The sequence below is a fragment of the Amycolatopsis coloradensis genome (genome assembly GCF_037997115.1).
Taxonomy (GTDB): Bacteria; Actinomycetota; Actinomycetes; order Mycobacteriales; family Pseudonocardiaceae; genus Amycolatopsis; species Amycolatopsis coloradensis_A.
Genome location: NZ_CP150484.1, coordinates 6,021,547 through 6,045,447, shown reverse-complemented (window position 1 = coordinate 6,045,447; position 23,901 = coordinate 6,021,547). Strand labels below are relative to the sequence as shown.

Here is a 23,901-nt window from a genome sequence, read left to right as displayed (position 1 = left end):
AGCGGAAACCGCCCCTTCAGGGCGGCGAGAGAAACGCGAGCCTGACGACAACTAGCGCCCATGACAAATTGCCGTCAATAGGCCTGGGCAACCGAAACGCAGCCGTGATCAACGGAGGCAAATTGCTGTGATCGCCGTCACGTTGTGATGGGGAGTGCTTGCGAGGATGTGCCATAGTTTCCCGGCTGCGTGATCGCGCGGCTACTGGGGGGAGTGGAAATCGTGGTGAAGGTTGCTGCCGTCTGCAGGGCGCTCGCGATCGGATTGGCGATCACACTTTCCTTACCCGGCAACGCTTCTGCCGTCGTCAGGGGTTCGGCGGGGCACGGCGTGGCGGGGATCGAACAGTCGCCGTGGTATCCGATGGTGCGCCAGATCGCTCTCTATCACGGGGAGACGCTAGTTCGAGCCTCGGCGTGGCAGGCAATATGGTCAGACGAAGGGGAATCCGCACTGCAGCGATTCGTGTTATCCGGATTCCGGGAAGCGCGGGAGCGTGCCCAGCAGAATTCGGCCAGAAATCGCGATTTCGTCCAGCGTGTGCTGGCGACATATACCGTCGAGTACTCGCCGAGGGTTCACGCCGCCGCGAAACAGGCCTCCCAGGGCAGTGACGCTGACCGGGATCGTTTCGTGCGGATCGGTTTCGCTGAAGCGAAAGCGCTCGACACCGCCGCCCGGGAGTCCGATGAGCAGCATCGGCAGGTGATCGCTGCGGAGGAGCGGGACTTCGTCCGCCTGCTGAGCGTCTCCGATCCTGGTGAGCAGGTCCGGCTGGCCGCGCAGCATGCTCTGCGCCCGGGAAGCACGGACACCGATGTGCGGGAGTTCTTCGCCACCGGGTGGATGGCGGCGGCGGCGCTGGATGTGGAGATCTTCCGGCTCCGCACGCAGGACGCGGGGGTCCAGTATCACGCGGTGATCCCGCGGCTGGTGGCTGACGCCGAGGCGGCCGAGCTCGAGGCCCGCAACGCTGGGGAGGCCGCGGCGGAGCAGGCCCGTCTGGTCGCCGCCCGGGCCTGGGCCACCACGCGGGAGAAGGCCGAGGAAGCACGGCAGGCGTGGGAGACCGAACGGCGGCTCTGTCTCGAGCAGGCCCGGTACTGGCAGACGGTGAAAGACCGAGCGGCCGCGGAAACCGACCCGGTCTGGGCGGCGATCGTGACGGGCGCAGAGAAACAGCGCGGCGGCTGGACGACGGAAACGACGTTCGCCGGCGACGAGGCCGGACGGTGGGCAGGAGCCCGCGACCAGGCTCAGCAGGGCTATGACCGGATGACCACCCGCCCCTGACCGGCAGGTGCGTTCCGCCTGGCCACGACCCGACCGTGAGCCAGGTGTTTCTGACACAGATCGTTCTTCGAGGGTGGGGTGTGTTGTGCGAATGCCGAGACGGATGCGCCGCGCGAGACAAGGAATCCTGACCAGCCGGTGGTGCCGGCGAACCGTGGTGGTGACCCTGGCCGCCGCCCTGGTGGCCGGGGGAGCAGGACCGGGCAGCTCGGTCGCCGCCCTCTCCGCGCCAGGCGCCCGTCATAGCGAGTGGCAGCCGCCCGCCAGCCCCGCCGCGGCCAGCGAGCCAACGCCGCCGGCGTCCGGGCCGGAAGGCGATCCGGAGCAGGAAGCGGTCCTGCGGCAGCTGCAGCTGGACTTGCTGGCCGACATCGCCGCGTTCGACGAGGACGAGGAGGTCCGGGCCGCCGCGCGGGACACCCTGCGCAAGGCTGAAGCCGGCGACGCGACCGCAATCCCGGCGTTCTTCGACCACGGCCAGCAGGACGCCAAGGCGGCGGCGAGGAAACGCAAAGCCGACGCCGACGCCTTCAACCGTGCTGTGATCGAACCGCTCGCCGGTACCGGCGGCCCCGTGTTCAACGCCGCTGTGGCCCGCGCGCTGGCCGGCAACGCCTACGACCGGGCCGACTTCCTGGCCTTCGGCCGCGACATCGCCGCCGAACAGGACCGCCGTGAGGGCGCCTATGACACGGAACTGAAGAACCGGCGGCGGATGCACGTCCAGGTCGCCGCCGACCGCGGAACTCCCGAGGTGTCCGCGGCGGCGAAGGCAGCGCTCGCCGCCGGGGACGCCGCGATCGCGGAATTCCTCAAGACGGGATACCTGGCCGCGGCTCAGCGCGACGCCGACGCGCGGGAGCGGTATCTGGCCGAGCTGGAACAGAAACGCAAGGACGCGGTCGCGGCATCGGATCTGGCGCAGCGGACCGCGCGGGCGATGCGCGCCCGGACCAACCTGCTCGCCGCGCACGCCGACGGGGTCAAAGCCCTGGAGCGCACCGCGAACGACATGACCTCCGCGGCGAACATCTCCCGCGAGACCGCCCGGTTGCTCGCCTCGGATCAGGCCGGGCACACCTACCACCCGGAGCTGTACCAGCGCGCGAAAGGCGACGTCGCCCGCGAGGTCGGCCGCGCCGTCACCGACGCCCGGGCCGCGCAGGCGGCGTCCGCGGGTGCGAAGACCCAGGTCGACATCCTGCTGCAGAACGGGATGCCGCACGGCGCGCAGTGGGCGAAGGTCGTGGAAGGCATGGCCGCCGCCGCGGACGCGGCGAAACGCGCCGCCGAGACCGCCGCCCACGCCGTCGACGCGATCTCCGCCGACGCGGCGGCCACCGACGCCGCCGAGAAGGCCAAAGCACACCAGGAGAACGCCCGGCAGTGGCGGCTCAACGCCGAATCCCACGCCGCCGCGGCCGCCCAGCTCGCACAGGCCGCCAAAGACCAGGCCACCGCGGCAGCCGAGGCCGCCGAGCTGGCACGCCAGGCGCGGGTCGACGCCGAAACCGCGCTTCGCAACGCCCGCGTTCACGCCGCGAACGTCAAACAAGCCCGTGTGGACGCCGAACGCGAACGCGACGTCGCCGCCGCGAAACGACAAGAGGCCGAGCATTGGCGCCAGCAGGCCGCCGCGAAACGGCAGGAAGCCGAAGCCAAACAACTCCAGGCCGCCCAGCACCGCGACGCCGCCCAGCGCGACGCCGCCACCGCTCACCAGAAACGCCTGGACGCCGAGGCCCAGCAGCGGATCGCGGCAGGGAAACGCGGAGACGCCCAAGCCCAGGAACAGATCGCCGCTGACGCCGCCCGAGACGCCCGCGCCCAGGAGAAGATCGCCTCGGACGCCAACACCAGCGCCCGCAGCGAGGAAGCCAACGCGTTCCGGGCACGGGACGAGGCCGCGGCGATCGCCCAGTCCGCGGACACCACGGACAAGAAGGCCACCGCCCTGGAAAACCTGGCGCAGCGGATGCAGCAATCCACCGAGGTCGTACAGGCGGACAAAGACAAGGCATGGGCCGCGGCTCACGCGGCGCGAGCCGACGCCAACAAGGCCAAGGACGCCGCACTGACCGCCCGTGGCCACGCCGACGACGCTCAAGCGGCAGCGGGCCGGGCCCGCGGGGCCGCGATCGAAGCCGACGCCGCCGCCGGACGGGCCCGCGCCCACGCCGACGCTGCGCAGGCCGCCGCCGCCGAGGCACGTGCGGCCGCCCGCGAAGCCGAAGTCGCCGCCGAGAAGGCCCGCGCCGCCGCGAACGAGGCCCAGGCCGCAGCGGCCCGAGCCAACGAGGCCGCCACCCGCGCTGAACGAGAAGCCGCCGCCGTTCATGCCGAAGCACTGCGCGCCCGCGCCTCCGCCGAGGAAGCGACCGCGGCCGAGGCCCGCGCGGCGGAGAACGCGCGCAACGCCGCGAACCTCGCGCAGCAAGCCGCCGTGGAAGCAGCCATCACTCTGGACGCGGCCCACCGCACCCGGGATGAAGCGAACGCCGCTGGCGTCGAGGCAGCCACCGCCGCCACCCAAGCCGGCATCGCCGCCCGCGCCGCGACCGCGTCGGTGCAGTCCGCGTCGGGCATCGCGGCACCGGCGGATCAGGCCATCACCATCGTCAGCCCCTTCACCGGTGCGGACATCGACGCCGACTTCATCATCCAGGTCGCCAACCGCGCCAAGGACGTCGGCAACAGCCAGGTGGAGGCCGCCCAGGCCGCCGCCACAGACGCCGCCGCCCAGGCCCAGCGCGCCGCGGACGCCGCCCGCAACGCCGCCGCCGACGTCGCTCCCGCCTACCAGGCCGCATCCGCCGCGGCCAGTTCCGCTGCGGCCGCCGCCCGCTCCGCCGCAGCCGCGCAACAGTCCGCGGCCGACGCTGCGATCCACGGAGCCGCAGCGCGCAAGGCCGCAGCCGAAGCCGACGTCGTCGACGCCGGCGCCCAGGCCGACGCGCAAGCCGCTCGAGCGGCGGCGAATCAGGCCGCCGCGGATGCCGCACTCGCCGGACGCCTCGCTGACCAGGCTGAAGCCGATGCCCGCGCCGCCCGTAAGGCAGCCGACTCCGCTACCACCGCGGCGAACGAGGCCAGCGCCGCCGCCACCCGGGCCGAACAAGACGCTGCTGCCGCCCAGCAGGCAGCAGAACAAGCCCAGCGTGACGCCGACGCCGCCCGTACAGCCGCCAACCGGGCCGCAGAGCATGCCCGCGACGCCGACCAAGCGGCGAGCAGAGCCGAAAACTACGCCAAAGACACAGAATCCCGAGCCAACAACGTCGCAGCCGTCTCCGCGGACATCCAGAAGCAACTGGCCGAACTCCAAGAGAAACTACGCCTGGAGCACGAGGCACGGCAGCGCGCGGAGGTGGAACAGGCCATCACCGACGACAGTGAGATCCCTGAGCTGACGCAGGCGGAAGCCGATGCGCTGCGAACCGAGAAGGGGCAAGCCGCTGTCGACGACTACAACCGCGCTCGCGCCGAGGCCAACAAGCCGCTGCTTGACTTCATCGTCGCCGAGGGCGGACAGATCATCCTCGACATCGTCGGCTTCACCGATGCCAAACGGTGCTTCACCGAGGGTGACTTCATCGCCTGCGTCATGACAGTCATCAACGCCCTGCCCATCCTCAAGATCGCGTCCGTGCTCAGCAAGATCCCTGACGCCGTATCCGCCGTCGTCCGGATCGTCAAGGGAATCCGGACCTTCAAGGATCTGAAGGTCGCGGGGCGACGGCTGGCCAGCGAACTGCGGGATTTGGCCCAGCGACTGATCAGGTGCAAGCCGGCTGCCGTGAACAGTCTCGCCGGGCCTGGTTGCGAGGTGCAGACGAAGCCCCAGCGTGACCCGCACGCACCGCCGGTGAACGATCCTCGGCGGGATCCTTACCCTTTCCCCGGACCTCTCCCCGAACCCGGCCCTGGCGAGGAGAACAACGACAGGAAATGCCCTGACGGCTCAGCCGGCTGGGTCGTCAACGACCGGATGCAGAACTTCACCTACAACAATGTCCCCGCAAGCCGCGCCACCGGTGGAACAGCGTGCGTTATTACAGTAGTGCCCCGAGAGGACGGCGACCCGGACACTCCTGTCGGGCACATCGAGAACGTCACCCACCGGTCGCACCTCATCGCCTCGATGTTCGGCGGAGTGCATAATGTGCAGAACATCGTACCGCTGCACAGGCTGGCCAACACGCCTGTCATGCAATGGGACATTGAAGAGCCGATCGCTCGAGCTGTGCGCCAGGGCGAAAGAGTCTATTATCGGGTCAGCGCCTACTACAACAGTCCGGGAGACGCGTTGCCGGCCAGGCTGTATATCAAGGCATGGGGTATGAAAGGCAACTTCCGGTGTCTCGCATTAGTGGAGAATGTCCCCAACCCGCCGCGGGCAGTGTGCCAGTAAAATAGTCGCTCTGCGAACAGTTCGCTGAGAGAGTCATGTCGGGACCAGGTCGCTGGCCCGGCATGATACTGTCTGACCTGGCGTCGGATACTGTGAAGGAGCTCGCGTTGACTATCGCCGACTATCGCCTTGAAGTGGATAGTATTGCCGCCGCGCTTGATTGGAGCGGCTCCGTGGCTCCCGAAGTGGACTGGGATGTCGTCGAGCGTCGCCTGAAAACGCCCCTCCCGGCTGATTACAAAGAATTCATGACCAGATTCCCGTCGGGAATGTTTCGTCACGTGGTCAGGCTCATCAATCCAATACAGGGCAACGGCTACCTTGAGGCTTTTCAGGGTGATTTCGATCAGGCTCTGGCCAATGTGAAGACAGCCAGGGAATACGAATATGATACTTATCCGCCATTTCCCGAACCTGGCGGAGTTGTGCCGTTCGCCACCGACGACACAGGTGGCGCATTCTTCTGGCTTCTCTGGACGCCCGACCCTGACAAATGGCACGTGGTTTACCTTAGTCGGCATAGCCCGGACGCGTGGACGCGAACGAAGCGGACGATGACGGCAGTGATGCTCGAACTTGCGAAGAATCAAGGTAAGCGAAACATCCTTGGCTGGGACATGTCCCGGTATGAGCAATCATTCAACCCGTTGACCTTATAGGCTTCGGGTTTTCTAGACACTTTGCGGCCACTCAATCCGGCCAGACCTGGGAGAACGATGGCGCGCGCCGAAGCCTCCTCGCTCGTCGGCGAGATCGCCGCCCTATTGGGCTGGCAGTGGCAGTTCACTCCCGAGAGATCTTGGGCACTCGTCGAGCAGGATCTGGGCACCGCGCTGCCGTCGGACTACAAGGAGCTGCTTACCCGGTTCCCAGGCGGGGTGTTCAGACGGATCGAGATCGACAGCCCGGTCGCCAACGATCAAGCATGGGTGAAGTACAAGAACGCCCTCGATGAACTGCTGCAGATCCTCGGGGACGAGGATCTCGAGTACCTCGACAAAGTCGACTACACCCTGTATCCCGAACCTGGGGGCTTGCTGCCGTGGGGATCCGACGGCCAAGGTGGAACCTTCTGCTGGATCACCGATTCCGGCGACCCCGACAGATGGAGGATCACTTACCACGACCAGAGCGCGGACGAATGGCGTGAGCATCCCGGGCCGGTCACCCAGCTCCTCTACGAGATCCTCACCGGCAGTGGGCAGGACAACCTTCTGCGTTGGGACTTGATGGACCTGCCCGTGGAGTACATCCCCTTCGCCGACCGTTAGCTCTTTGAGACTGTGCGAGACGGCCTCAGAGTAGACCGCTGTGGCTACGGCGGTTGAGTATGTTTCGTCATGCGGGAAGAAAGTCAGCATGCCGGCACAGGAACCTGTCTCCACGCCGCGATGCGGCGATGACCGGTCTCCGGCACGGCGACACTGCGGCTTGCGGCGTGTGCTGATGGTGCTCGTTCCTGTCCTGTTGATGCTCGTCGTACTAGGTGGAGCTGCGTTCAATTCCAAGGTGGCGAACCACGTCGGCTACGCCCTGCCGGGAGAAAGAGGCCTTCCGTACCGGATTCACTACAACGGCAGGGACTATCGCAGCGACGTGACGTGCGCCGCCGCGCGATGGTGCGAAGACGATCGAAACCCGGAACAGCGCGCAAGGCCGTACTGCGCGTCTCGTGCTGAGCTCGACCTTGCGAAGGGACACAGCGGAACACGGCTGGTGAAGATCGATGAGGTCTTCACCCTGTTCGGACCTTCACATCCCATATTTACCGCTGGTGCCCTCCCGTCGGGTGAGACAGCGACAGCAGTCATCGTCGAGACCGCTGCTGACTGCTATTTGACCTACGCCCCGATGGGCAGTCCTTAGCGAGTGAAGGGGGCTCGTGGCGTCAGTTGGGCCACGCCCGAGCTAGAGCCCTGCCATCGCGGATCGCCGCACCACCTGGGTGCAGTCGGGATCCAGCCGTGGTGTAGGGCAGATCGAGACGTTAGAACTTCGGCACAACGCTTCCGGGCCGGACAAGATCAGTTCAGCTGAAGGCGACAACGACGAGACCTGAACAGGAGTTACCCACCGTGGACGAAGGTTCGGCCAAGGCAAACCGAAGCAGATTGGGCTGCGGGCGCGCTATCATCGCAGGTCAGCAAGTGTGCTCCCCGCAGGCGCGGGGATGATCCGTAGTGGCCCGGCGTGCCGCGCCACCGCTCGGCGTGCTCCCCGCAGGCGCGGGGATGATCCGCGCAGCGAGGCAGGTAACGCGAACATCGCGAAGTGCTCCCCGCAGGCGCGGGGATGATCCGTAATGGCGTGGGAGACAATCGAAGGCAATGGCGTGCTCCCCGCAGGCGCGGGGATGATTCGCGCGGTAATGCCGCTGATCCGCGAACGTGTAGTGCTCCCCGCAGGCGCGGGGATGATCCGGGAGACCCGGAACCCGCCGACCGACCGAAAGTGTGCTCCCCGCAGGCGCGGGGATGATCCGTGGTGGTTTTCTACGACGACGGGAAATACTGAGTGCTCCCCGCAGGCGCGGGGATGATCCGCGCTCGGCGGCACCTGCGTGACCCTGGGCCGCGTGCTCCCCGCAGGCGCGGGGATGATCCGAAGGGGGGCGGCACCAATCGGGGCAGGCGGAGGTGTGCTCCCCGCAGGCGCGGGGATGATCCGTCTGACCAGTCAACGGAAAGCGGCCCCGCACCGTGCTCCCCGCAGGCGCGGGGATGATCCGGTGCACCGGCGCGATGGCGCGACGGTGGACGGGTGCTCCCTGCAGGCGCGGGGATGATCCGAACGCGAGCGGTACGTGGAGAGCTATCGGGTCGTGCTCCCCGCAGGCGCGGGGATGATCCGCGGCCTGGCTGGATCGAACTGACCACCGCTCCGGTGCTCCCTGCAGGCGCGGGGATGATCCGGTGGCGTGGCCGTGGCCCACGAACGACAGTGTGCTCCCCGTGGGTGCAGGGATAGTTCGCAAAGACGGGACCTTGAGCTGCTCTCTGCGCATCAAGGTCCCGCGTACGTGGGGATAATCTGCTGCGTCTGCAGGTCGAGCAGCGCCCACGGTGCACTCTCCGCGATGCTGAGTGGATCCGCTGTGGGCGTCCCCGCAGTACGGTCGAACGCCGGGTGCTTCCGCAGCTATGGTGATCAGCCGGTGTGGTCACGATTTTGTCGGTGCCTCGTGCGATAGTGCGCCCCTCGCGTGACGGGGAGGGTGGAGGTGCTGATGGGGCCGGAGTCGTTGAGTGCGTCCGCGCGATCGGTGTGGGCGAAGTCGGTGGATGAGGCTGGTGGTTGGTTGCCGTTGTGGCAGCACATGGACGATTCGGCTGATGTTGTGGCCGGCTTGTTCAGGGACTGGTTGCCGGTGAGCGTTGTGCGCCTGCTTGCTGAGGAGTTCGACGGGGATATTGACCAGTGCCGGGCCGCGGTGAGGTTTCTTGCCGGTGTGCATGATCTGGGCAAGGCGACGCCTGCGTTTGCGGTCCAGTGCACGGTGCTGGCGCAGCGGATGGGTGAGCATGACCTGTACCTGCCGCTGAGTAAGTCGGAGCTGCCGGACCGGCATCTGACTCATCATTCTGTGGCTGGTCAGCATTTGCTGGTTCGATGGTTGCTTGAGCAGCGGTGGCCGAAGTCTGCAGCGCGGTCGTGGGGTGTGGTGGTCGGCGGCCATCACGGTGTCCCGCCTGCTGCGGTCGATGAGCGGGCTGCGAGACCACGTGAGGTCCCTTGGCTGTACGGAGAGGGCCGGTGGGTGGAGGTTCAGCGGGAGCTGGTTGCGCGCATGGCCACGCGATCGGGTGCCTTGGAGCACTTGCCGGTGTGGGGTGAACGCGTGCTGTCGGCGCGGTTCCAAGTCCTTGTCACGGCCTTGGTGATCATTGCTGATTGGATTGCCAGCAACAGTGATTTGCTTGCCTTCCATGGTGACCGGCTGCCGCAGGTGACTGAGGCGCCGGAGCGTGTGCTGCGGGCGCTGGAGGTGTTGCGTCTTCCGGTGCCGTGGCAACCGGACGTGGATGTGGTCGACGTCGAGGTTGCGGCGTTGTTCGCGTCGCGGTTCCAGCTGCCGGAGGGGGCGACACCGCGACCGGTTCAGGTGGCCGCGTGCGAGGTCGCGCGGATGATGCCGGAACCGGGGTTGCTCGTGATCGAGGCGGCGATGGGGGAGGGCAAGACGGAGGCGGCGTTGGCCGCGGCGGAGATCATGGCTGCCCGGTGGGGGGCGGGCGGGTTGTTGGTGGCGTTGCCGACTCAGGCCACGAGCGATGCCATGTTCGCCCGGGTGATGGCCTGGCTGGACGCGATCGGTGCCGACGAGCAGCAGGTGGGTGGTTCCATCATGCTCGGACATGGGAAGGCGCGGTTCAACCGCTTGTTTCAGGGGCTGGTGCGGGCGGGACGTTTGGCTGAGATCGGGTGCGACGATCACGATGCACGGGGTGGGCGCGCGGTGATCGCGCATTCGTGGTTGTCGGGGCGGAAGAAGGCGCTGTTGGCCAATTTCGCGGTGGTGACGATCGATCAGTTGTTGTTCGCGGGGTTGAAAGCGCGTCATCTGATGCTGCGGCACCTGGCGTTGGCGGCCAAGGTCGTGGTGATCGATGAAATTCACGCTTATGACGCGTATATGAACTCCTACTTGACCAAGGTGCTCACCTGGCTGGGTGTGTATCGGATTCCGGTGGTGGCACTGTCGGCGACGTTGCCCGCCGGTCAGCGGCGGATGCTGGTGCAGGCCTACCTGCGCGGCCGCGACCGACACACCGCTGCGGATCTTGCCTGCCTCGACGGCGATATCGGCTACCCGGCGCTGACCTGGACCTCCGGCGACGCGGTGTCGACGCGGATCGCGGACTCCTCCGGCAGAGCGACTCGTGTGCTGGTCGAGAGATTCGCCGATGGGCTCAATGATCACGATGAGCTGGTGGCGTTGCTGCGTGACAAACTCTCCCGTGGTGGAACAGCACTGGTCGTGCGGAATGTGGTCAGCCGTGTGCTGGAGACGGCCGAGCGGCTGAAAAGGGAGTTTCCCGGCGAGGTGACAATCGCCCACTCCCGGTTCATCACGGCCGACCGCTTCCATAATGACCAAGCACTCTTGGGCAGTTTCGGGCCACCGGATCGTGCGGTGGCGAGGCCAGCGCGGCGCATCGTCGTGGCGTCGCAGGTGGTGGAGCAGTCGCTGGATGTCGACTTCGACCTTCTGGTTACGGATCTGGCGCCGATCGACCTGATCCTGCAACGGATCGGGCGGTTGCACCGACATCAGCGAGGTGCTGATCAGAACGAGCGCCCGGAACCGCTGCGCACGGCGAGGGTCTACGTCACCGGCGCGGACTTCACGCAGGCCCCGCCTGCCCTGGAACCGCTGGCTGAACGCCACGTCTACGGCGCGCACGCCCTGCTACGTGCTGCCGCCGTCCTGCGGGAACGTTTCGGAGCGTCCATCGAGCTGCCTGGCGATATCGCGCCACTGGTTCAAACGGCCTACGGACCTGACGATATCGGCCCCGAGCAGTGGCGCGAGGCGATGACCGCGGCCGCGGAGTACTGGGAACAGCGAACGGCGAATCGGGAGGATAAGGCCAAGACCTTCCAGATCACGGAACCGCCGATGCCCGGCACCACGATCAGCGGGTGGGTATCGGCCGGAGTCGGTGAGGCCGACGACGAGACCGCCCGGGGACAGGGACAGGTGCGTGACGGCGCGCCGAGCCTGGAGGTGCTCCTGGTCTGCGACGACGGGAGCGGCCAGTGGCGCACGCCTTCATGGCTCGGTGACGATGACGGAGGCCTGCTGATACCCACGCAACAGACCCCTCCGGATCACGTGGCGGAAGTGATGGCGTCCTGCACGCTCCGGCTGCCGCTGACCTTCAGCAATGCCGCCGCAGAGGACGAACTGTGGCAGGCCACGCCACCAGCGTGGGAAGACTCACCGCTGATCTACCGCCAGCCAGCCCTACGGATCGACCAGGACGGGTGGGGCGAGATCACCGGTCGTCGCGTCCGTTACACCTCCGCCAATGGGCTGGAGGTATACGACGATGTCAGCTGATGAGCGTCACCTGGGCTCTCAGACCAGCGGAGACACTGCGCCTGCCTGTGCGTGGAAGTCGAAAGGAATTGAGGTATTCCAAGTTGATGAGTAATGCCTCGAACAACAGCGGATTTAATCTGCTGGACGAGCCGTGGATCACGGTGCTTCCGTTCAAGGGTCGTGAGCGGGAGGTGTCGATGCTGGAGGTGTTTGAGCAGGCCTCGAGGCTTGCGGTGATCGGTGGGGAAGTGTCGACGCAGGCGTTCGCGATCACGCGTCTGTTGTTGGCGCTCCTGCACCGCGCGGTTGCCGGGCCGGAGGATCAGCCGGCGTGGGCGCGGCTGTGGGACCTGACCGAACTGCCGATGGAGCAGATCGAGAAATACGCCCATAAGGTGCGGCACCGGTTCGATCTCTTCGATGAGCAGGCCCCGTTCTTTCAGGTGCCGGGACTGCGGACGGCGAAGAACGAGGTGTCCGGGCTGGAGAAGATCGTCGCGGACGTCCCGAACGGTGAACCGTTGTTCACGACCCGGTCGGCGTCGGATCTCTCCCGGATCAGCGCGGCGGAAGCGGCCCGGTGGCTGGTGCACACGCACGCGTTCGACCCGTCAGGCATCAAGTCAGGCGCGGTAGGCGACCGCAAAGTCAAGAACGGCAAAGGGTATCCGATCGGGCCGGGGTGGTCTGGGCAGATCGGTGGCGTGTTGGCGCAGGGTGTCACGGTGCGGGAGACGTTGCTGTTGAACCTGATTGCCCGGGATGCCGGCACCTATGTCGGAGTCGGCGGGGCCGCGGATGTGCCGCCGTGGGAGCGTGATGTCGACGGCCCGGCCTGGTCCGAAGAGCTCCCCGTTGCGGGGGCGATTCAGCTGTATACCTGGCAGACGCGCCGGGTTCGGCTGCAGGGTGATCGAGACGGCGTGACGGGCGTGGTGCTGGCCAACGGTGACCGGATGCAGCCTCAGAATCGGCAGAATGTCGAGCCGCACACGGCGTGGCGCCACAGCGAGCCGCAGAGCAAGAAGGCCGGGCGGACGGTCTACATGCCGCTCGGGCACGATCCGGGGCGTTCGGTGTGGCGAGGGCTTGCGGCGATGCTGCCGTCGATCTCATCTCGGCGGAGCAAGGCTGGGGAGCCGGCGTCGTGGCTGGCTCCTGGTGTGCTGCAGTGGTTGTGCGATCTGGCTGAGAACGACCATCTGCCCGAGGATTTCGTGGTGCGTCTGCGGGTTCACGGCGCGGTGTACGGGGCTCAGAACGCGACGGTCGCGGAGATCATCGACGACGTGCTGCCGATGTCGGTGGTACTGCTTCGTCAGGACCGCCCGGATGCGGGCAGGGCCGCCGAAGGCGCCGTCGGTGACGCCAGCCAGGTGGCCGGATATGTGTGGCGGCTGGCGGAGAACCTCGCTCAGGCAGCCGGCGCCGGACCGCAGTCCGGTGCCGGCGACCGGGCCAGGGAAATCCTCTACGCGGCGCTGGAGCAGCCGTACCGGTCGTGGCTGGCAGGGCTGCGCCCGCGGCAAGATCTCATCGCGGCTAGGTCCGCGTGGCAGGTGCTTGTCCGTGATCGATGTCGGCCGATCACGGCGGAGCTGATCAGAAATGCTCCCACGGCCGCGTGGACCGGCCGCGAAGTCAACCAGCGTCTGGTGAACGTGCCCTTGGCCGAGGTCTGGTTCAACGCAGCCTTGCGCAAAGCCCTGCCTCTGGCATTCACCAGCTCGAACACTCCTATGGAGGTAACGGGATGACCACGACCGACAGCGGATCACCTCCTGGTGTCGCGGAGCAGGCGCCGCGGCGGCTGGGCACGCTGGGCCACGCCCTGGAATGGCGTCTCGAGCGGCTGCAGCGGGAGTACTTGCGCGGGGCACCGGCGGCTCGTGCCGATCTCGCTCGTCTGCGTCGCGGGCTTGGTAAACCCGCGGGCAGCGTTGCGGAGATCTGGGAGCTCACTGTGGGCGCCGTGCCGAAGACCCTGAGCTGGGACGGGGACACGTCTAGCTGGGCCGAGCAAGCCGCGCATGCCGCACTTACGTTGTATGCCCTGCATCAGCAGTCGTCGTCCGTGCCCGCACACGTTCCGGGCGTGTCGTTGGGGACAGCGGTCGGTCAGCTTCGGTTCAGTGACCAGCGCAGCGAAAATGCTGTGACGCGCCGGTTCATGGCCGCGGCGACCGCCGGGTCAATGGAAGGGGTGCTGACCCATGTCCGCGGTTTGATCACCTTGCTGCGCGGTGAACAACGCGGAATCGACTACGCCCGCCTCGCCGACGACCTGGCCCGGCTGGTCACACCCGGCCGAGCTCACTCGGTCCGGCTGGCATGGGGCCGCGCCTTCTACCGCACCACCCGCCCAGCCGAAGACGACGCCACCGACGCTTCTGTATTCGTTCCCGACACCGAGAAGTGAGACAGCCATGAACCGTACCCTGATCGATATCCACATCTTGCAGACCGTGCCGCCGAGCAATATCAACCGCGACGACACAGGAGCGCCGAAATCCGCAGTGTATGGCGGTGTTCGCCGAGCACGGGTGTCCAGCCAGGCCTGGAAACGCGCTACCCGTGTCGCGTTCGATGACCACCTCGACCGTTCCGAACTCGGAGTGCGCACGAAACGCATCGTCGAGTTGCTCGCCACGATGATCGCCGAGCAGTCACCGGACTTGGCCGACCGCGCCAACGATCTCGCCGCTGAGACCATCCGGGCCGTCGGCATCGACGTCAAGGCGCCGAAAAAGACCGGCGCGGACAAGAAGGCTGTCGCGGAAGCCGGCTACCTGGTGTTCCTGAGCCGCCGGCAGATCCAGAACCTCGCCGCGGCGGCGATCGACGCCGCAGACGCCGAGGATGTCCCGAAGGCGTTGAAGGCAGCGAAAGTCAAGGACCTCGCCGACCGGGATCACTCGGTGGACGTCGCCCTGTTCGGGCGGATGGTCGCCGACCAGGCCGACATCAACGTCGACGCCGCGGCCCAGGTCGCGCACGCGATCAGCGTGCACCCGGTGGAAACAGAGTTCGACTACTTCACCGCCGTCGACGACCTCAACTCCGACGAGGAGACCGGAGCCGGGATGATCGGCACGGTCGAGTTCAACTCCTCCACTCTCTACCGCTACGCGACCGTCGATGTGAACCGGCTGGCTGACAACCTCGGCGACAACGCGGCAACGCAGCGCGCGGTTCAGGCGTTCGTTGAGGCCTTCGTCCGGTCCATGCCCACCGGCAAGCAGAACACCTTCGCCAACCGCACTCTTCCGGAAGCCGTCGTGGTGCAGCTCCGCGACCGCCAGCCGATCAACCTGGTCGGCGCGTTCGAGAACCCGGTCCGCGAACTCGAAAAAGGCGGACGAGTCAAAGCGGCCGCGGAAGCGCTGCGCGACGAAGCCCGCGAAATCGAACGCGCCTACGGCGAGCAGCCGGTCACGACCTGGGTCACCCGGGTCGGCACCGACACTGCAAGCCTGGACGACCTCGGTGAGAACGTCGCCTTGCACGACTTGCTGACCGCAGTCGGAATCCTGGTCGGAACACGCCTCGAGGAACAGTCGTGAGCGTGGTCGCGCTGCGTCTGGCCGGGCCGCTGCAGGCTTGGGGATCTGGCAGCCGGTTCGTCCGACGCAGCACCGACATCGCCCCCACCAAAAGCGGCATCATCGGGATGATCGCCGCCGCGCGCGGTCTGCGCCGCACCGACCCGCTGGAAAAACTGCTGGACCTGAGCTTCGGTGTGCGCATCGACCAGCCCGGGCAACTCCTCCGGGACTTCCAGACCGCGCAGCGGCCGCGCCGCGACCGCAACGGCGACCTGGACTGGCAGTCGCTGCCGTTGTCGACCCGCTACTACCTCACGGACGCGACCTTCCTGGCCGTGCTGGAAGGCGAACGCGCACTCGTCGAAGGAATCGACGAGGCAGTGCGAGCGCCGCACTTCCCGCTCTACCTCGGTCGCCGCTCCTGCCCGCCCGCCGGCCCGGTCGTGCTCGGCGTGTCCGACCAGTCCCTGCACGACGTGCTGGAGACATGGCCATGGCTGGCGAGCAGCCGGGTGCAGAAGCAACACCGCGAACGTGTGGTGCGGCTCGCCACGATCCGGGACGCCGCACCGGACGAGACCGCCGTTGAGTCCATCAGGGACACCCCCGTCAGCTTCGACCCGAATCACCGCGACTACGCCTGGCGGTCCGTCGTGCGCGACACCGTCGAGGTTCCCAACCCGCACGGAGTCAGCGACCCGGCACCGGAACATGATCCGATGACAGTGCTGGGAGGGTAGAAGATGTTCCTGACGAAAATGCAGATCAACCCCCGGCGACGCGGCGCGCAGCAACTGCTGTCCTCACCGCAGGCCATGCATGCCGCCGTCCTCGCCGGATTTCCCGACGCCCGGCCCACCGAGGACGGCCGGATACTGTGGCGGCTCGACACCTACGCCACACACCGCGTGCTGCTGTTCATCGCCAGCCCAGACAAACCAGATCTGACCCACCTGGTCGAACAAGCAGGCTGGCCCACCACCCAGGCATGGCAGACCGCCGCCTACGACGGTCTGCTGGGCAGCCTGCGGGCAGGGCAGCGCTGGCAGTTCCGGTTGACCGCGAACCCGGTCCGATCAGGCCGGCGCGAAGAATGGACCGAGACTAAACCCCTCGGGCACGTGACCGTCGAACAGCAACAGCAGTGGCTGCTCGACCGGGCCGAGCGCCTGGGCTTCCGGATCGCGCCCAGCACAACCGGCGCGGGCGAGCCCGACCTGGCAGTGGTGGACCGCTCCGTGCGGCGATTCGGTAGGGGCGGAGCGTCTGTGACGATCTCGATGGCCACCTTCGACGGCCACCTCGACATCGAAGACGTCGACGCCATGCGGCGGTCGCTGACCTTCGGCATCGGACGCGCCAAAGCCTACGGTTGCGGGCTGCTCACCCTCTCCCGCCCAGGAGGGGCCGGATGAGCACCGTCGGCAGACGCACGTCTACGCCGAAGGAGCTGGTTCGTGCGGCCGACCGAGTGTCCTTTCTCTACCTGGACCGCTGTGTCGTCAACCGGGACAGCAACGCGATCACCGCGACCGACGAACGCGGCACCGTGCACATCCCCGCCGCAGCCGTTGGTGTCCTGCTGTTGGGCCCCGGCACGACGATCACGCACCAGGCGATCGCGCTGATGTCCGACAGCGGCTCGACCGTGGTGTGGGTCGGTGAACGAGGTGTGCGTTACTACGCGCACGGCGCATCGTTGGCCCGAACCTCGCGCCTGATCCAGGCACAGGCCGAGGCGGTGACCAACAGCCGGTCCCGGCTGCGCGTCGCGCGGACGATGTACACCATGCGTTTCCCCGACGAAGACGTGGCCGAGTTGACAATGCAGCAACTACGTGGCCGCGAAGGCACCCGCGTCCGCCGAATCTACCGGGAACATGCCGATCGGACCGGCGTCGAGTGGACCGGCCGCTTCTACGACCGGACCGACTGGGACACAGCCGACCCGATCAATCAAGCCCTCTCCGCGGCGAACTCAGCCCTGTACGGCATCGTCCACTCAGTCATCGTCGCACTCGGATGCTCACCCGCACTCGGCTTCGTCCACACCGGACACCACCGCTCGTTCGTCTACGACATCGCCGATCTCTACAAGGCCGAACTGACGATCCCCGCAGCGTTCGACATCGCCGCCGGAACGTCCCTCGACATCGCGGCCGAGACCCGCCGACACGTCCGCGACGCCCTGCACGACGGAAAGCTGCTCCAGCGCTGTGCCCGCGACATTTAGGGCCTGCTGCTCGGCGAGGAGACCAGCGACATGGACACCTACGAATACTTCGAGATCGACACCATCGCGTCGCTGTGGGATGACCGACACGACCCAGTTCCCGGCGGAGTATCCTATGGAGACGGGGCATGACGGTCATCGTTCTCACGGCAGTGCCACCAGGACTCCGCGGCCACCTCACCCGCTGGCTGCTGGAAATCAGCTCTGGCGTCTACGTCGGATACGTCTCAGCCCGCGTCCGTGAGCTCATCTGAGAACGGATCGTCGAGTTCGTCGCCGAAGGCCGAGCCTTGATGGTCCACTCTGCCCACGGAGAACAGCGACTCGAATTCCAGGTACACGGACACGACTGGACACCCGTCGACTATGACGGCATCACCCTCATGCGCAGACGAACCATCCCCACCTACGTCGCAGGAAAGTCCCGCAAGCGCCCCCAGCCGCCGACCGCGGACGGCACCACAGAGGGCGCCTCGACACGCGATGAGACCGTCTGGAAACGGCGCAACGCCAGACGAAAATTCCGCAAAAAGGACTAACGTCACCAACTCATAGCCAAGCAAAGTGAAGCAAAACAGCCACCAGCCGACGTTCCGCCGCAGGTCAGGAAGTGTGCTCCCCGCAGGCGCGGGGATGATCCGGCGGCTAGAAGTCCGGTAAGCATGAGAATCAGGTGCTCCCCGCAGGCGCGGGGATGATCCGATCAGGTAAGCCCCAGGTCAGAGGGCCGTCACGTGCTCCCCGCAGGCGCGGGGATGATCCGCTCGGCGGCCACATCACCGACACCTCGTCCCGGTGCTCCCCGCAGGCGCGGGGATGATCCGGCAGTGCGCGAAACGATCGCGGAGTCTGGGGAGTGCTCCCCGCAGGCGCGGGGATGATCCGCGGGCAAACGACGCGCTCCGCAAGGGCACGTTGTGCTCCCCGTAGGCGCGGGGATGATCCGCCGGCTGGTCCAGCGTCCTACCGCCAGACCAGGTGCTCCCCGCAGGCGCGGGGATGATCCGGCATTTTCGCGTTCACTCACGATCGGCGTCGCGTGCTCCCCGCAGGCGCGGGGATGATCCGGACGATGAATGACGATTCGAATCACTCTTCTCGTGCTCCCCGCAGGCGCGGGGATGATCCGGAATGCACCTGCAGCACCACCATCCACACCCCGTGCTCCCCGCAGGCGCGGGGATGATCCGAATCGATCCCCGTTGTAGGTGATGACCGCATCTGCTGTGCTCCCCGCAGGCGCGGGGATGATCCGAGGAAAAGAACGCGCCGGACAAGCCGACTGGGGTGCTCCCCGCAGGCGCGGGGATGATCCGGCCTCCTGGGCTATCAGAAGCATGTCGTCGACGTGCTCCCCGCAGGCGCGGGGGTGATCCGTCGTGCAGATCGCCGACGCGGTAGCGGGGGCCGTGCTCCCCGCAGGCGCGGGGATGATCCGGCGAAGGACGCGAACCCGGCGTCACCGGCGCATGTGCTCCCCGCAGGCGCGGGGATGATCCGGCGTCGTGAATGCTGGCCTTCGTCCGTCGGAGAGTGCTCCCCGCAGGCGCGGGGATGATCCGGCGTCGTGAATGCTGGCCTTCGTCCGTCGGAGAGTGCTCCCCGCAGGCGCGGGGATGATCCGATCATCTCCGGGCTTTGCCATGCCCTCACCCCGTGCTCCCCGCAGGCGCGGGGATGATCTGCAAAACTCGTAATTGGCCAAGGCGGCCGGGCGGTGCTCCCCGCAGGCGCGGGGATGATCCGGTCATCGTGAACAGATTCACGCACAGCGGCGAGTGCTCCCCGCAGGCGCGGGGATGATCCGTCAACCGGTCTCACCCGTAAGGCCGTCGGGCGGTGCTCCCCGCAGGCGCGGGGATGATCCGTCCGCGACATGGACGAACGCAACTGGCGGGTTGTGCTCCCCGCAGACGCGGGGATGATCCGCCCTTGACCACGCGGGTGGCGGTCTCCTCGTCGTGCTCCCCGCAGGCGCGGGGATGATCCGTACGGGCAGACCCTGCCGGACATCACCAGCGTGTGCTCCCCGCAGGCGCGGGGATGATCCGGTCTGCTCCACCCCCGGATGCCCCGAGCTCGCGTGCTCCCCGCAGACGCGGGGATGATCCGACGGTGAAAGGTGGGGAAAGGCGTTTCGGCTGGTGCTCCCCGCAGGCGCGGGGATGATCCGAACACGCGGAACGCCTCGAAGCTCGTCAAGATGTGCTCCCTGCGGACGTAGGGATGATTCAAGCGATCCGACACGGGCCGGGTTCGTCCTGTGTTGCCCCCGTGGGCGCGGAGAAGACCGCCACGTACGGCAGCGCTGAATGAAGTCTTCCAGAGCTCCTGCGGCCACAGGAACGATTCGTACGCATGAAACGGGGTGGGCCAAAGAGATAAGCTCGAACTGAGGAACCTCGTACCCAGGTACAGATGGAGTCATCGCGACTCGTGGAACTCCACAGCCGCGAGCGACATCAGTCCGCCTCGTCCTGCTGCAAGCGGTGGGAGCCCGTCGTTCTCAGCTCGTCACCGATTGCTGGTCTTGCGGCCAATGCCCAACGGCCGGAATGCTTCCGCCGTTCCGATACCGGTGGGATGGCAAGCGTCAGTACTCCGACTTGGCTGCCAGTTGGCGCCTTAGGTCATGTGAACATGTGCCTACTGTGGTTGTGATCGGCTGTGTGGAGTTGCCCCTTGGATCCGGACATCTTGATTCCAGACGTGGGTCTGGAGGGAGGATGTCTTGGTGTCGCGTTCGTCGAAGTATCCGGAGCAGTTCCGTCGGGATGCGGTGGAGCTGGTCGGTTCGAGTGATCGTCCGTTGTGTCAGATCGCCCGGGAGCTGGGGGTTAACCATGAGACCTTGCGGTCGTGGGTGAACGCGGCCGGCGCGAAGTTAGGCCTCAGCGCGAGGGCGCGTCGAACTGCTGCTGATCGCTGCAGAGTGACCGGAACAACGAGACACGGATCTGCGGTTTCGACTACGCTGACCGCTCGGCCGATTACGCTCGTGTAGTGATCGCGGTCGGGCCGTGGGGGCGGCTGGTAGGGGAGATGTCGGGCGGACGGGGAGGGCGAGCCAGCGTGTCGTTGAATGTGGCCAAGCTGCGGCAGCAGGCTGGTGAGCTTGATGCTGAGCTGGAGCAGGCCCGGTTTACCGGGAGATCGGCTGACGGTCTCGCGTCGGCGGTGGTGACCGGTCAGGGCAAACTGGCGGATCTGACGATCGCGGATCATGTGATCCGGAGTACGCATCCGCAGCGGCTGGGGCCCGCGGTGCTTGAGGCGGTGTCGGCGGCTCGGCGTGAGGCCGCGCAGGTCGGCGTCGTCAAGATGCGCGCGGTGGTGGACAAGGACCAGGAATGGGTTCCCGACCCGGGCCGCGGATCGGTGACCAAGCATCGGGACGATTCTGTTCCGCCGCCTGCGCCCAGGGCTGGCGCGGCAGCCGAGCCGCGCGCAGTTCGCCGAGATGCTGATGAGGTCGAGGAGGAGAGTTTCGATGAGCTCGACTTCCTGGATGATGATCTCGAGGATGAGGGGCGGGGTCGCTGGTGAGTTACGAGGACGAGCTGTATCACCTGGCGCGGGAGATCGACGCGACGGTGGCCGCGGTCGAGCAGGCCTCGGTGGCCGCGGCGCGGGATCGTGTCACGTGGGCGTTGCCGGGGGAGCTGGGGTCGGTGACGGTGACCGGGGCCGGTGAATTGGTCGACGTGTCGGTGGACGTGGCCGCGATGAAGGCTTACAGCGCGTCGAGTCTGTCTCGGCAGCTGCTGCTGGGGATCCAGCGGGCTGAGGAGACCGCGGCCCAGCGGTATGAGGCGGCGATCGCGGCTGTTCGGGATGAGGAGCGGCTGGTATGAGTCTTCCGGATCCGTTCGATCCTGGGGCCGGTCAGGGGTATCACGTCTATCCGGAGAAGCTGCGGGCCGCGGCCGACGCGATCGCGGACGCGGCGGGGCTGCTGCAGGACTTCGCGGTGGTGGACTTGGCGGATGTCGCGCTCGGCCCGTACGACCTGGGTTTGCCGGGAACGGTCACGAACATCATGCCGGGGCTTAACGGGATGGGGACGGTGGACCGGTACAACGCGGCCATCGACGCGATTCAGCGGATCACGGCCGAGAATTCGACGCAGCTCGCCGTGTTGAGCGCGGCGTTGGGCAAGGCCGCGAACCATTATGAGCAGCTGGATCAGGAAGCGTATGAGCGGATGAAGAAGCTGGAGGGTGAGATCAAGTGACCACCCCCGACCCGGGCCAGGCGGCGGCGGATCTGGCCACGATGAGCTATCCGGAGGCCGCGGATCAGAAGATCCGGGAGTACGCGAACCTGATCGGTGCGAACGGGATCATCGGGCTGCTCGACAAGCTCCGCGTGTTCGTCGCCGGCGACCTGAAGAAGACGTTGAGACTGGCAGAGGCGTTCGCCCGGGAGAGTGCGCTGAAGGAAGCGGCTGAAGTCGTCAATGACGCCAAGCTGTCGCTGACGGCCGCCTGGCATGGGGATGCCTACGATCAGTTCTCGATGTATTCCGGGATGGTCGTCGATGGTCTGAACAAGGGTCAGGTCTCCATCGTGAGCCTGACCAAAACGATGAGTACGGTCGCGACAACGGTGATCGCTACCTATAAGAACCTGTTGGTCGCGCTCGGCAACTGTGCGTCCAACCTGTCGGCGCTGGCCGGTAAGTTCGGAATCCTGCTCGCGTCGACAGCTCTTCCACCTCTGGCGGTTCTAGCGGTCAAGGATTTCGTGGACGCGGTCAACTCGGCGTTCGAGAAGTTCTGGCGTGACTGCATCGCGCTCATCTCCGGCATGATCACCTCTGTCGAGGCGCTGATCGGAAGCGGCTTCGAGCTGACGGTCATCGAAACGAACTTCCCCAAGATCCCGGATGTCGGCACGAGTGTCGAGGTGGTCGGGGAACCCCGTCGCTGGCAAATCAAACCGGGAGCCGATCCTTCGTGACACGACGTCTGGCCCGCGGGCTCGCCACACTGATGGCCGGCGGCATGGTCGTGCTGTCCGGCTGCGGAACGAGCCCGCCACCTTCGCCACCCGAACCGTCGGTGTCGGTCCCGCCGATCCCGGCGCCTTTGAACGGCGCCAAGTTCATCGCCGATCCGTGCTCGGCGATCACGGTGGAGCAGCTGCAGAGCATCGGCTTCGGTGAGGGCAGGCATGAACAGACCCGCGACGGCCAATGCCTGATCGTGCTCGGTCCGTCGGTCGACGTGACGACATCGTGGTTTCCGCCGGTGCGGGAGAGCATCCGCACGTTGTACAGCGATCGTGCACTTGGCCGCGATACCGGCAACCACTGGGAAGAGGTCACGATCAACGGCTACCCGGCCGTGATCGTGGAAATCAAAGAGAACATCCCGAGCAGGCGGGACCAGGGGCCGCTGGCGTGCAGGCTGGCTCTCGGTGTCGACGACAACACGTTGGTACACATCAAAGCCAACACGTGGGGGAAGCCGGAAGCCGGTCCGTGGCGAGCCGATCCCTGCGGTGCGGTCAAGAAGATCGCCGAGTTCGTCATCGACAACCTCCGCAGCTAGGCGCGGTGGTCTGGCGCTGATCCAGGATGCGGAAGCCAGCCGGGGACGTGACGCAGGGGCGGCGAAGCTCTCGTGGCTGCTCGTAGATTTCCGCAGTGTGACTGACCTGCCAGCATCAGCGTGTTGTCCCCGTAGAACGTCCGGCCATCGTGAAATACGGGTAGCTGGCGCGGGAGGCGCATGCCGCGCAGGTTTACGTTGGTGACGTCTGTGCACTGGATGGCCAGGTCTGGAGCAGCCATCGCTCGCGTCGATAGTCGAGATCCGGGAAGTCGGCGTTCGTGGTGGGGGTGCTGCTGCGGAACGCGCGTAACTGGAAAGGGCCGGGGACGGGAAGGTCGATGATGACGTCCGCCGGCGAGCCGGTGACGGAGCCGAGGACGACGCGACCCGTGTCCACGGTGAAAGCCCCGTCGAACCGATCTTCGAACGGAGACGTGGGCGGCGCGGGTTCTGCTGTCCAGAGCTCGAAGTGCACCACGACATCCGTCATCTCACCCAAGGTGAAGAACTTGCCTCCTCCGTGGCCGCTGACTGCGATGGCCCCGTCTCCTGCCGGGGCGAGGTTTGATGGCCGGGCCTCAGTCGACTCGACGTCGAACAGCATGAACTGGTGGTAGTCGATCCAGGGGCTTCCGGTCTCGCGGAGAAGGAGAGCGGCGTCGGTCATTGCGGTCCTTGGTGGCGGTCGTCGGCGACCGGCGCGGTCCGCGTTCTGAACCTGAGTACAGCGCGGCGTAGTCACAATGCCAATGCTAGAAATGGCTTGCTCGGCGGCAGCCTGCGGGCATTTGGACGGTGCTGGCCGCCTCGTGAGG

The 23,901-nt window shown here is 66.6% G+C and carries 19 protein-coding genes, 1 pseudogene and 2 CRISPR repeat arrays; of the genes and pseudogenes, 19 read left to right on the top strand and 1 reads right to left on the bottom strand.

The features are described 5' to 3' along the window. The first annotated feature begins 213 nt into the window (after nt 1-213). The 19 genes and pseudogenes from LCL61_RS28300 (at nt 214) to LCL61_RS28215 (ending at nt 23,083) form a co-directional block, all read left to right on the top strand. Nucleotides 214-1,293 carry a hypothetical protein gene (locus tag LCL61_RS28300; protein WP_340682552.1) on the top strand — a complete coding sequence of 360 codons (1,080 nt, stop codon included), beginning with the start codon at nt 214-216 and terminating at the stop codon, nt 1,291-1,293. 154 nt (nt 1,294-1,447) lie between these two features. Continuing rightward, complete coding sequence (locus LCL61_RS28295; protein ID WP_340682551.1) at nt 1,448-5,704, top strand: DNA/RNA non-specific endonuclease; 4,257 nt, start codon at nt 1,448-1,450, stop codon at nt 5,702-5,704. Between the two features lie 107 nt (nt 5,705-5,811). Then, on the top strand, nt 5,812-6,363 hold the full coding sequence (locus LCL61_RS28290; RefSeq protein WP_340681759.1) for an SMI1/KNR4 family protein: 552 nt from the start codon (nt 5,812-5,814) through the stop codon (nt 6,361-6,363). A 57-nt stretch (nt 6,364-6,420) separates the two neighbouring features. Next, on the top strand, nt 6,421-6,975 hold the full coding sequence (locus tag LCL61_RS28285; RefSeq protein WP_340682550.1) for an SMI1/KNR4 family protein: 555 nt from the start codon (nt 6,421-6,423) through the stop codon (nt 6,973-6,975). 175 nt (nt 6,976-7,150) lie between these two features. Then, nucleotides 7,151-7,570, top strand: coding sequence for a hypothetical protein (locus LCL61_RS28280; protein ID WP_340688696.1), 420 nt, complete (start codon nt 7,151-7,153; stop codon nt 7,568-7,570). A 283-nt stretch (nt 7,571-7,853) separates the two neighbouring features. Then, nucleotides 7,854-8,616: direct repeats of the CRISPR family, unit length 29 nt; unit sequence GTGCTCCCCGCAGGCGCGGGGATGATCCG. Between the two features lie 302 nt (nt 8,617-8,918). Beyond that, entirely contained in the window at nt 8,919-11,768 is a 2,850-nt protein-coding gene (cas3, locus tag LCL61_RS28275) for a CRISPR-associated helicase Cas3' (RefSeq protein WP_340682549.1), read from the top strand. Between the two features lie 86 nt (nt 11,769-11,854). Next, nucleotides 11,855-13,507, top strand: coding sequence for a type I-E CRISPR-associated protein Cse1/CasA (casA, locus tag LCL61_RS28270; protein WP_340682548.1), 1,653 nt, complete (start codon nt 11,855-11,857; stop codon nt 13,505-13,507). Then, nucleotides 13,504-14,169: a type I-E CRISPR-associated protein Cse2/CasB gene (gene casB, locus LCL61_RS28265; RefSeq protein ID WP_340682547.1), complete on the top strand. Its 666-nt coding sequence runs from the start codon at nt 13,504-13,506 to the stop codon at nt 14,167-14,169. The genes casA and casB overlap by 4 nt, the downstream gene beginning before the upstream one ends. Nucleotides 14,170-14,176: 7 nt before the next feature. Next, nucleotides 14,177-15,313: a type I-E CRISPR-associated protein Cas7/Cse4/CasC gene (gene cas7e / locus LCL61_RS28260; protein ID WP_340682546.1), complete on the top strand. Its 1,137-nt coding sequence runs from the start codon at nt 14,177-14,179 to the stop codon at nt 15,311-15,313. Further along, the gene (gene cas5e, locus LCL61_RS28255) at nt 15,310-16,035 is read left to right on the top strand and encodes a type I-E CRISPR-associated protein Cas5/CasD (RefSeq protein WP_340682545.1); all 726 of its coding nucleotides are present in this window, start codon (nt 15,310-15,312) and stop codon (nt 16,033-16,035) included. The genes cas7e and cas5e overlap by 4 nt, the downstream gene beginning before the upstream one ends. Nucleotides 16,036-16,038: 3 nt before the next feature. Next, the gene (gene cas6e / locus LCL61_RS28250; protein ID WP_340682544.1) at nt 16,039-16,710 is read left to right on the top strand and encodes a type I-E CRISPR-associated protein Cas6/Cse3/CasE; all 672 of its coding nucleotides are present in this window, start codon (nt 16,039-16,041) and stop codon (nt 16,708-16,710) included. Beyond that, on the top strand, nt 16,707-17,528 hold the full coding sequence (gene cas1e / locus LCL61_RS28245) for a type I-E CRISPR-associated endonuclease Cas1e (protein ID WP_340682543.1): 822 nt from the start codon (nt 16,707-16,709) through the stop codon (nt 17,526-17,528). The genes cas6e and cas1e overlap by 4 nt, the downstream gene beginning before the upstream one ends. Before the next feature lie 128 nt (nt 17,529-17,656). Then, a pseudogene (cas2e, locus tag LCL61_RS28240) lies at nt 17,657-18,067 on the top strand (type I-E CRISPR-associated endoribonuclease Cas2e). Between the two features lie 73 nt (nt 18,068-18,140). Continuing rightward, a CRISPR array of direct repeats spans nt 18,141-19,701; the repeat unit is 29 nt; unit sequence GTGCTCCCCGCAGGCGCGGGGATGATCCG. Between the two features lie 561 nt (nt 19,702-20,262). Then, a complete protein-coding gene (locus LCL61_RS42690) occupies nt 20,263-20,532 on the top strand; it encodes a transposase (protein WP_425342067.1) in 270 nt (89 codons plus the stop codon). Continuing rightward, nucleotides 20,532-21,074, top strand: a complete 543-nt coding sequence (locus LCL61_RS28235) for a YbaB/EbfC family nucleoid-associated protein (RefSeq protein WP_340682542.1) — start codon at nt 20,532-20,534, stop codon at nt 21,072-21,074. Before LCL61_RS42690 ends, LCL61_RS28235 begins: the two co-directional genes overlap by 1 nt. After that, on the top strand, nt 21,071-21,382 hold the full coding sequence (locus LCL61_RS28230; RefSeq protein WP_340682541.1) for a hypothetical protein: 312 nt from the start codon (nt 21,071-21,073) through the stop codon (nt 21,380-21,382). The genes LCL61_RS28235 and LCL61_RS28230 overlap by 4 nt, the downstream gene beginning before the upstream one ends. Then, nucleotides 21,379-21,762 carry a hypothetical protein gene (locus LCL61_RS28225; RefSeq protein ID WP_340682540.1) on the top strand — a complete coding sequence of 128 codons (384 nt, stop codon included), beginning with the start codon at nt 21,379-21,381 and terminating at the stop codon, nt 21,760-21,762. Before LCL61_RS28230 ends, LCL61_RS28225 begins: the two co-directional genes overlap by 4 nt. Next, nucleotides 21,759-22,490: a hypothetical protein gene (locus tag LCL61_RS28220; protein ID WP_340682539.1), complete on the top strand. Its 732-nt coding sequence runs from the start codon at nt 21,759-21,761 to the stop codon at nt 22,488-22,490. The genes LCL61_RS28225 and LCL61_RS28220 overlap by 4 nt, the downstream gene beginning before the upstream one ends. Then, on the top strand, nt 22,487-23,083 hold the full coding sequence (locus LCL61_RS28215) for a DUF3558 domain-containing protein (protein ID WP_340682538.1): 597 nt from the start codon (nt 22,487-22,489) through the stop codon (nt 23,081-23,083). Before LCL61_RS28220 ends, LCL61_RS28215 begins: the two co-directional genes overlap by 4 nt. A gap of 193 nt (nt 23,084-23,276) precedes the next feature. Here LCL61_RS28215 and LCL61_RS28210 read toward each other — a convergent pair whose 3' ends face one another. Then, entirely contained in the window at nt 23,277-23,753 is a 477-nt protein-coding gene (locus LCL61_RS28210) for a hypothetical protein (RefSeq protein ID WP_340682537.1), read from the bottom strand. Nucleotides 23,754-23,901 lie beyond the last annotated feature (148 nt).

Coding starts and splice junctions, on each gene's coding strand:
- casA (WP_340682548.1), top strand. CDS start 11,855: ATGAGTAATGCCTCGAACAACAGCGGATTTAATCTGCTGGACGAGCCG.
- cas1e (WP_340682543.1), top strand. CDS start 16,707: ATGAGCACCGTCGGCAGACGCACGTCTACGCCGAAGGAGCTGGTTCGT.
- LCL61_RS28280 (WP_340688696.1), top strand. CDS start 7,151: ATGGTGCTCGTTCCTGTCCTGTTGATGCTCGTCGTACTAGGTGGAGCT.
- casB (WP_340682547.1), top strand. CDS start 13,504: ATGACCACGACCGACAGCGGATCACCTCCTGGTGTCGCGGAGCAGGCG.
- LCL61_RS28225 (WP_340682540.1), top strand. CDS start 21,379: ATGAGTCTTCCGGATCCGTTCGATCCTGGGGCCGGTCAGGGGTATCAC.
- LCL61_RS28285 (WP_340682550.1), top strand. CDS start 6,421: ATGGCGCGCGCCGAAGCCTCCTCGCTCGTCGGCGAGATCGCCGCCCTA.
- LCL61_RS28210 (WP_340682537.1), bottom strand. CDS start 23,753: ATGACCGACGCCGCTCTCCTTCTCCGCGAGACCGGAAGCCCCTGGATC.
- cas7e (WP_340682546.1), top strand. CDS start 14,177: ATGAACCGTACCCTGATCGATATCCACATCTTGCAGACCGTGCCGCCG.
- cas6e (WP_340682544.1), top strand. CDS start 16,039: ATGTTCCTGACGAAAATGCAGATCAACCCCCGGCGACGCGGCGCGCAG.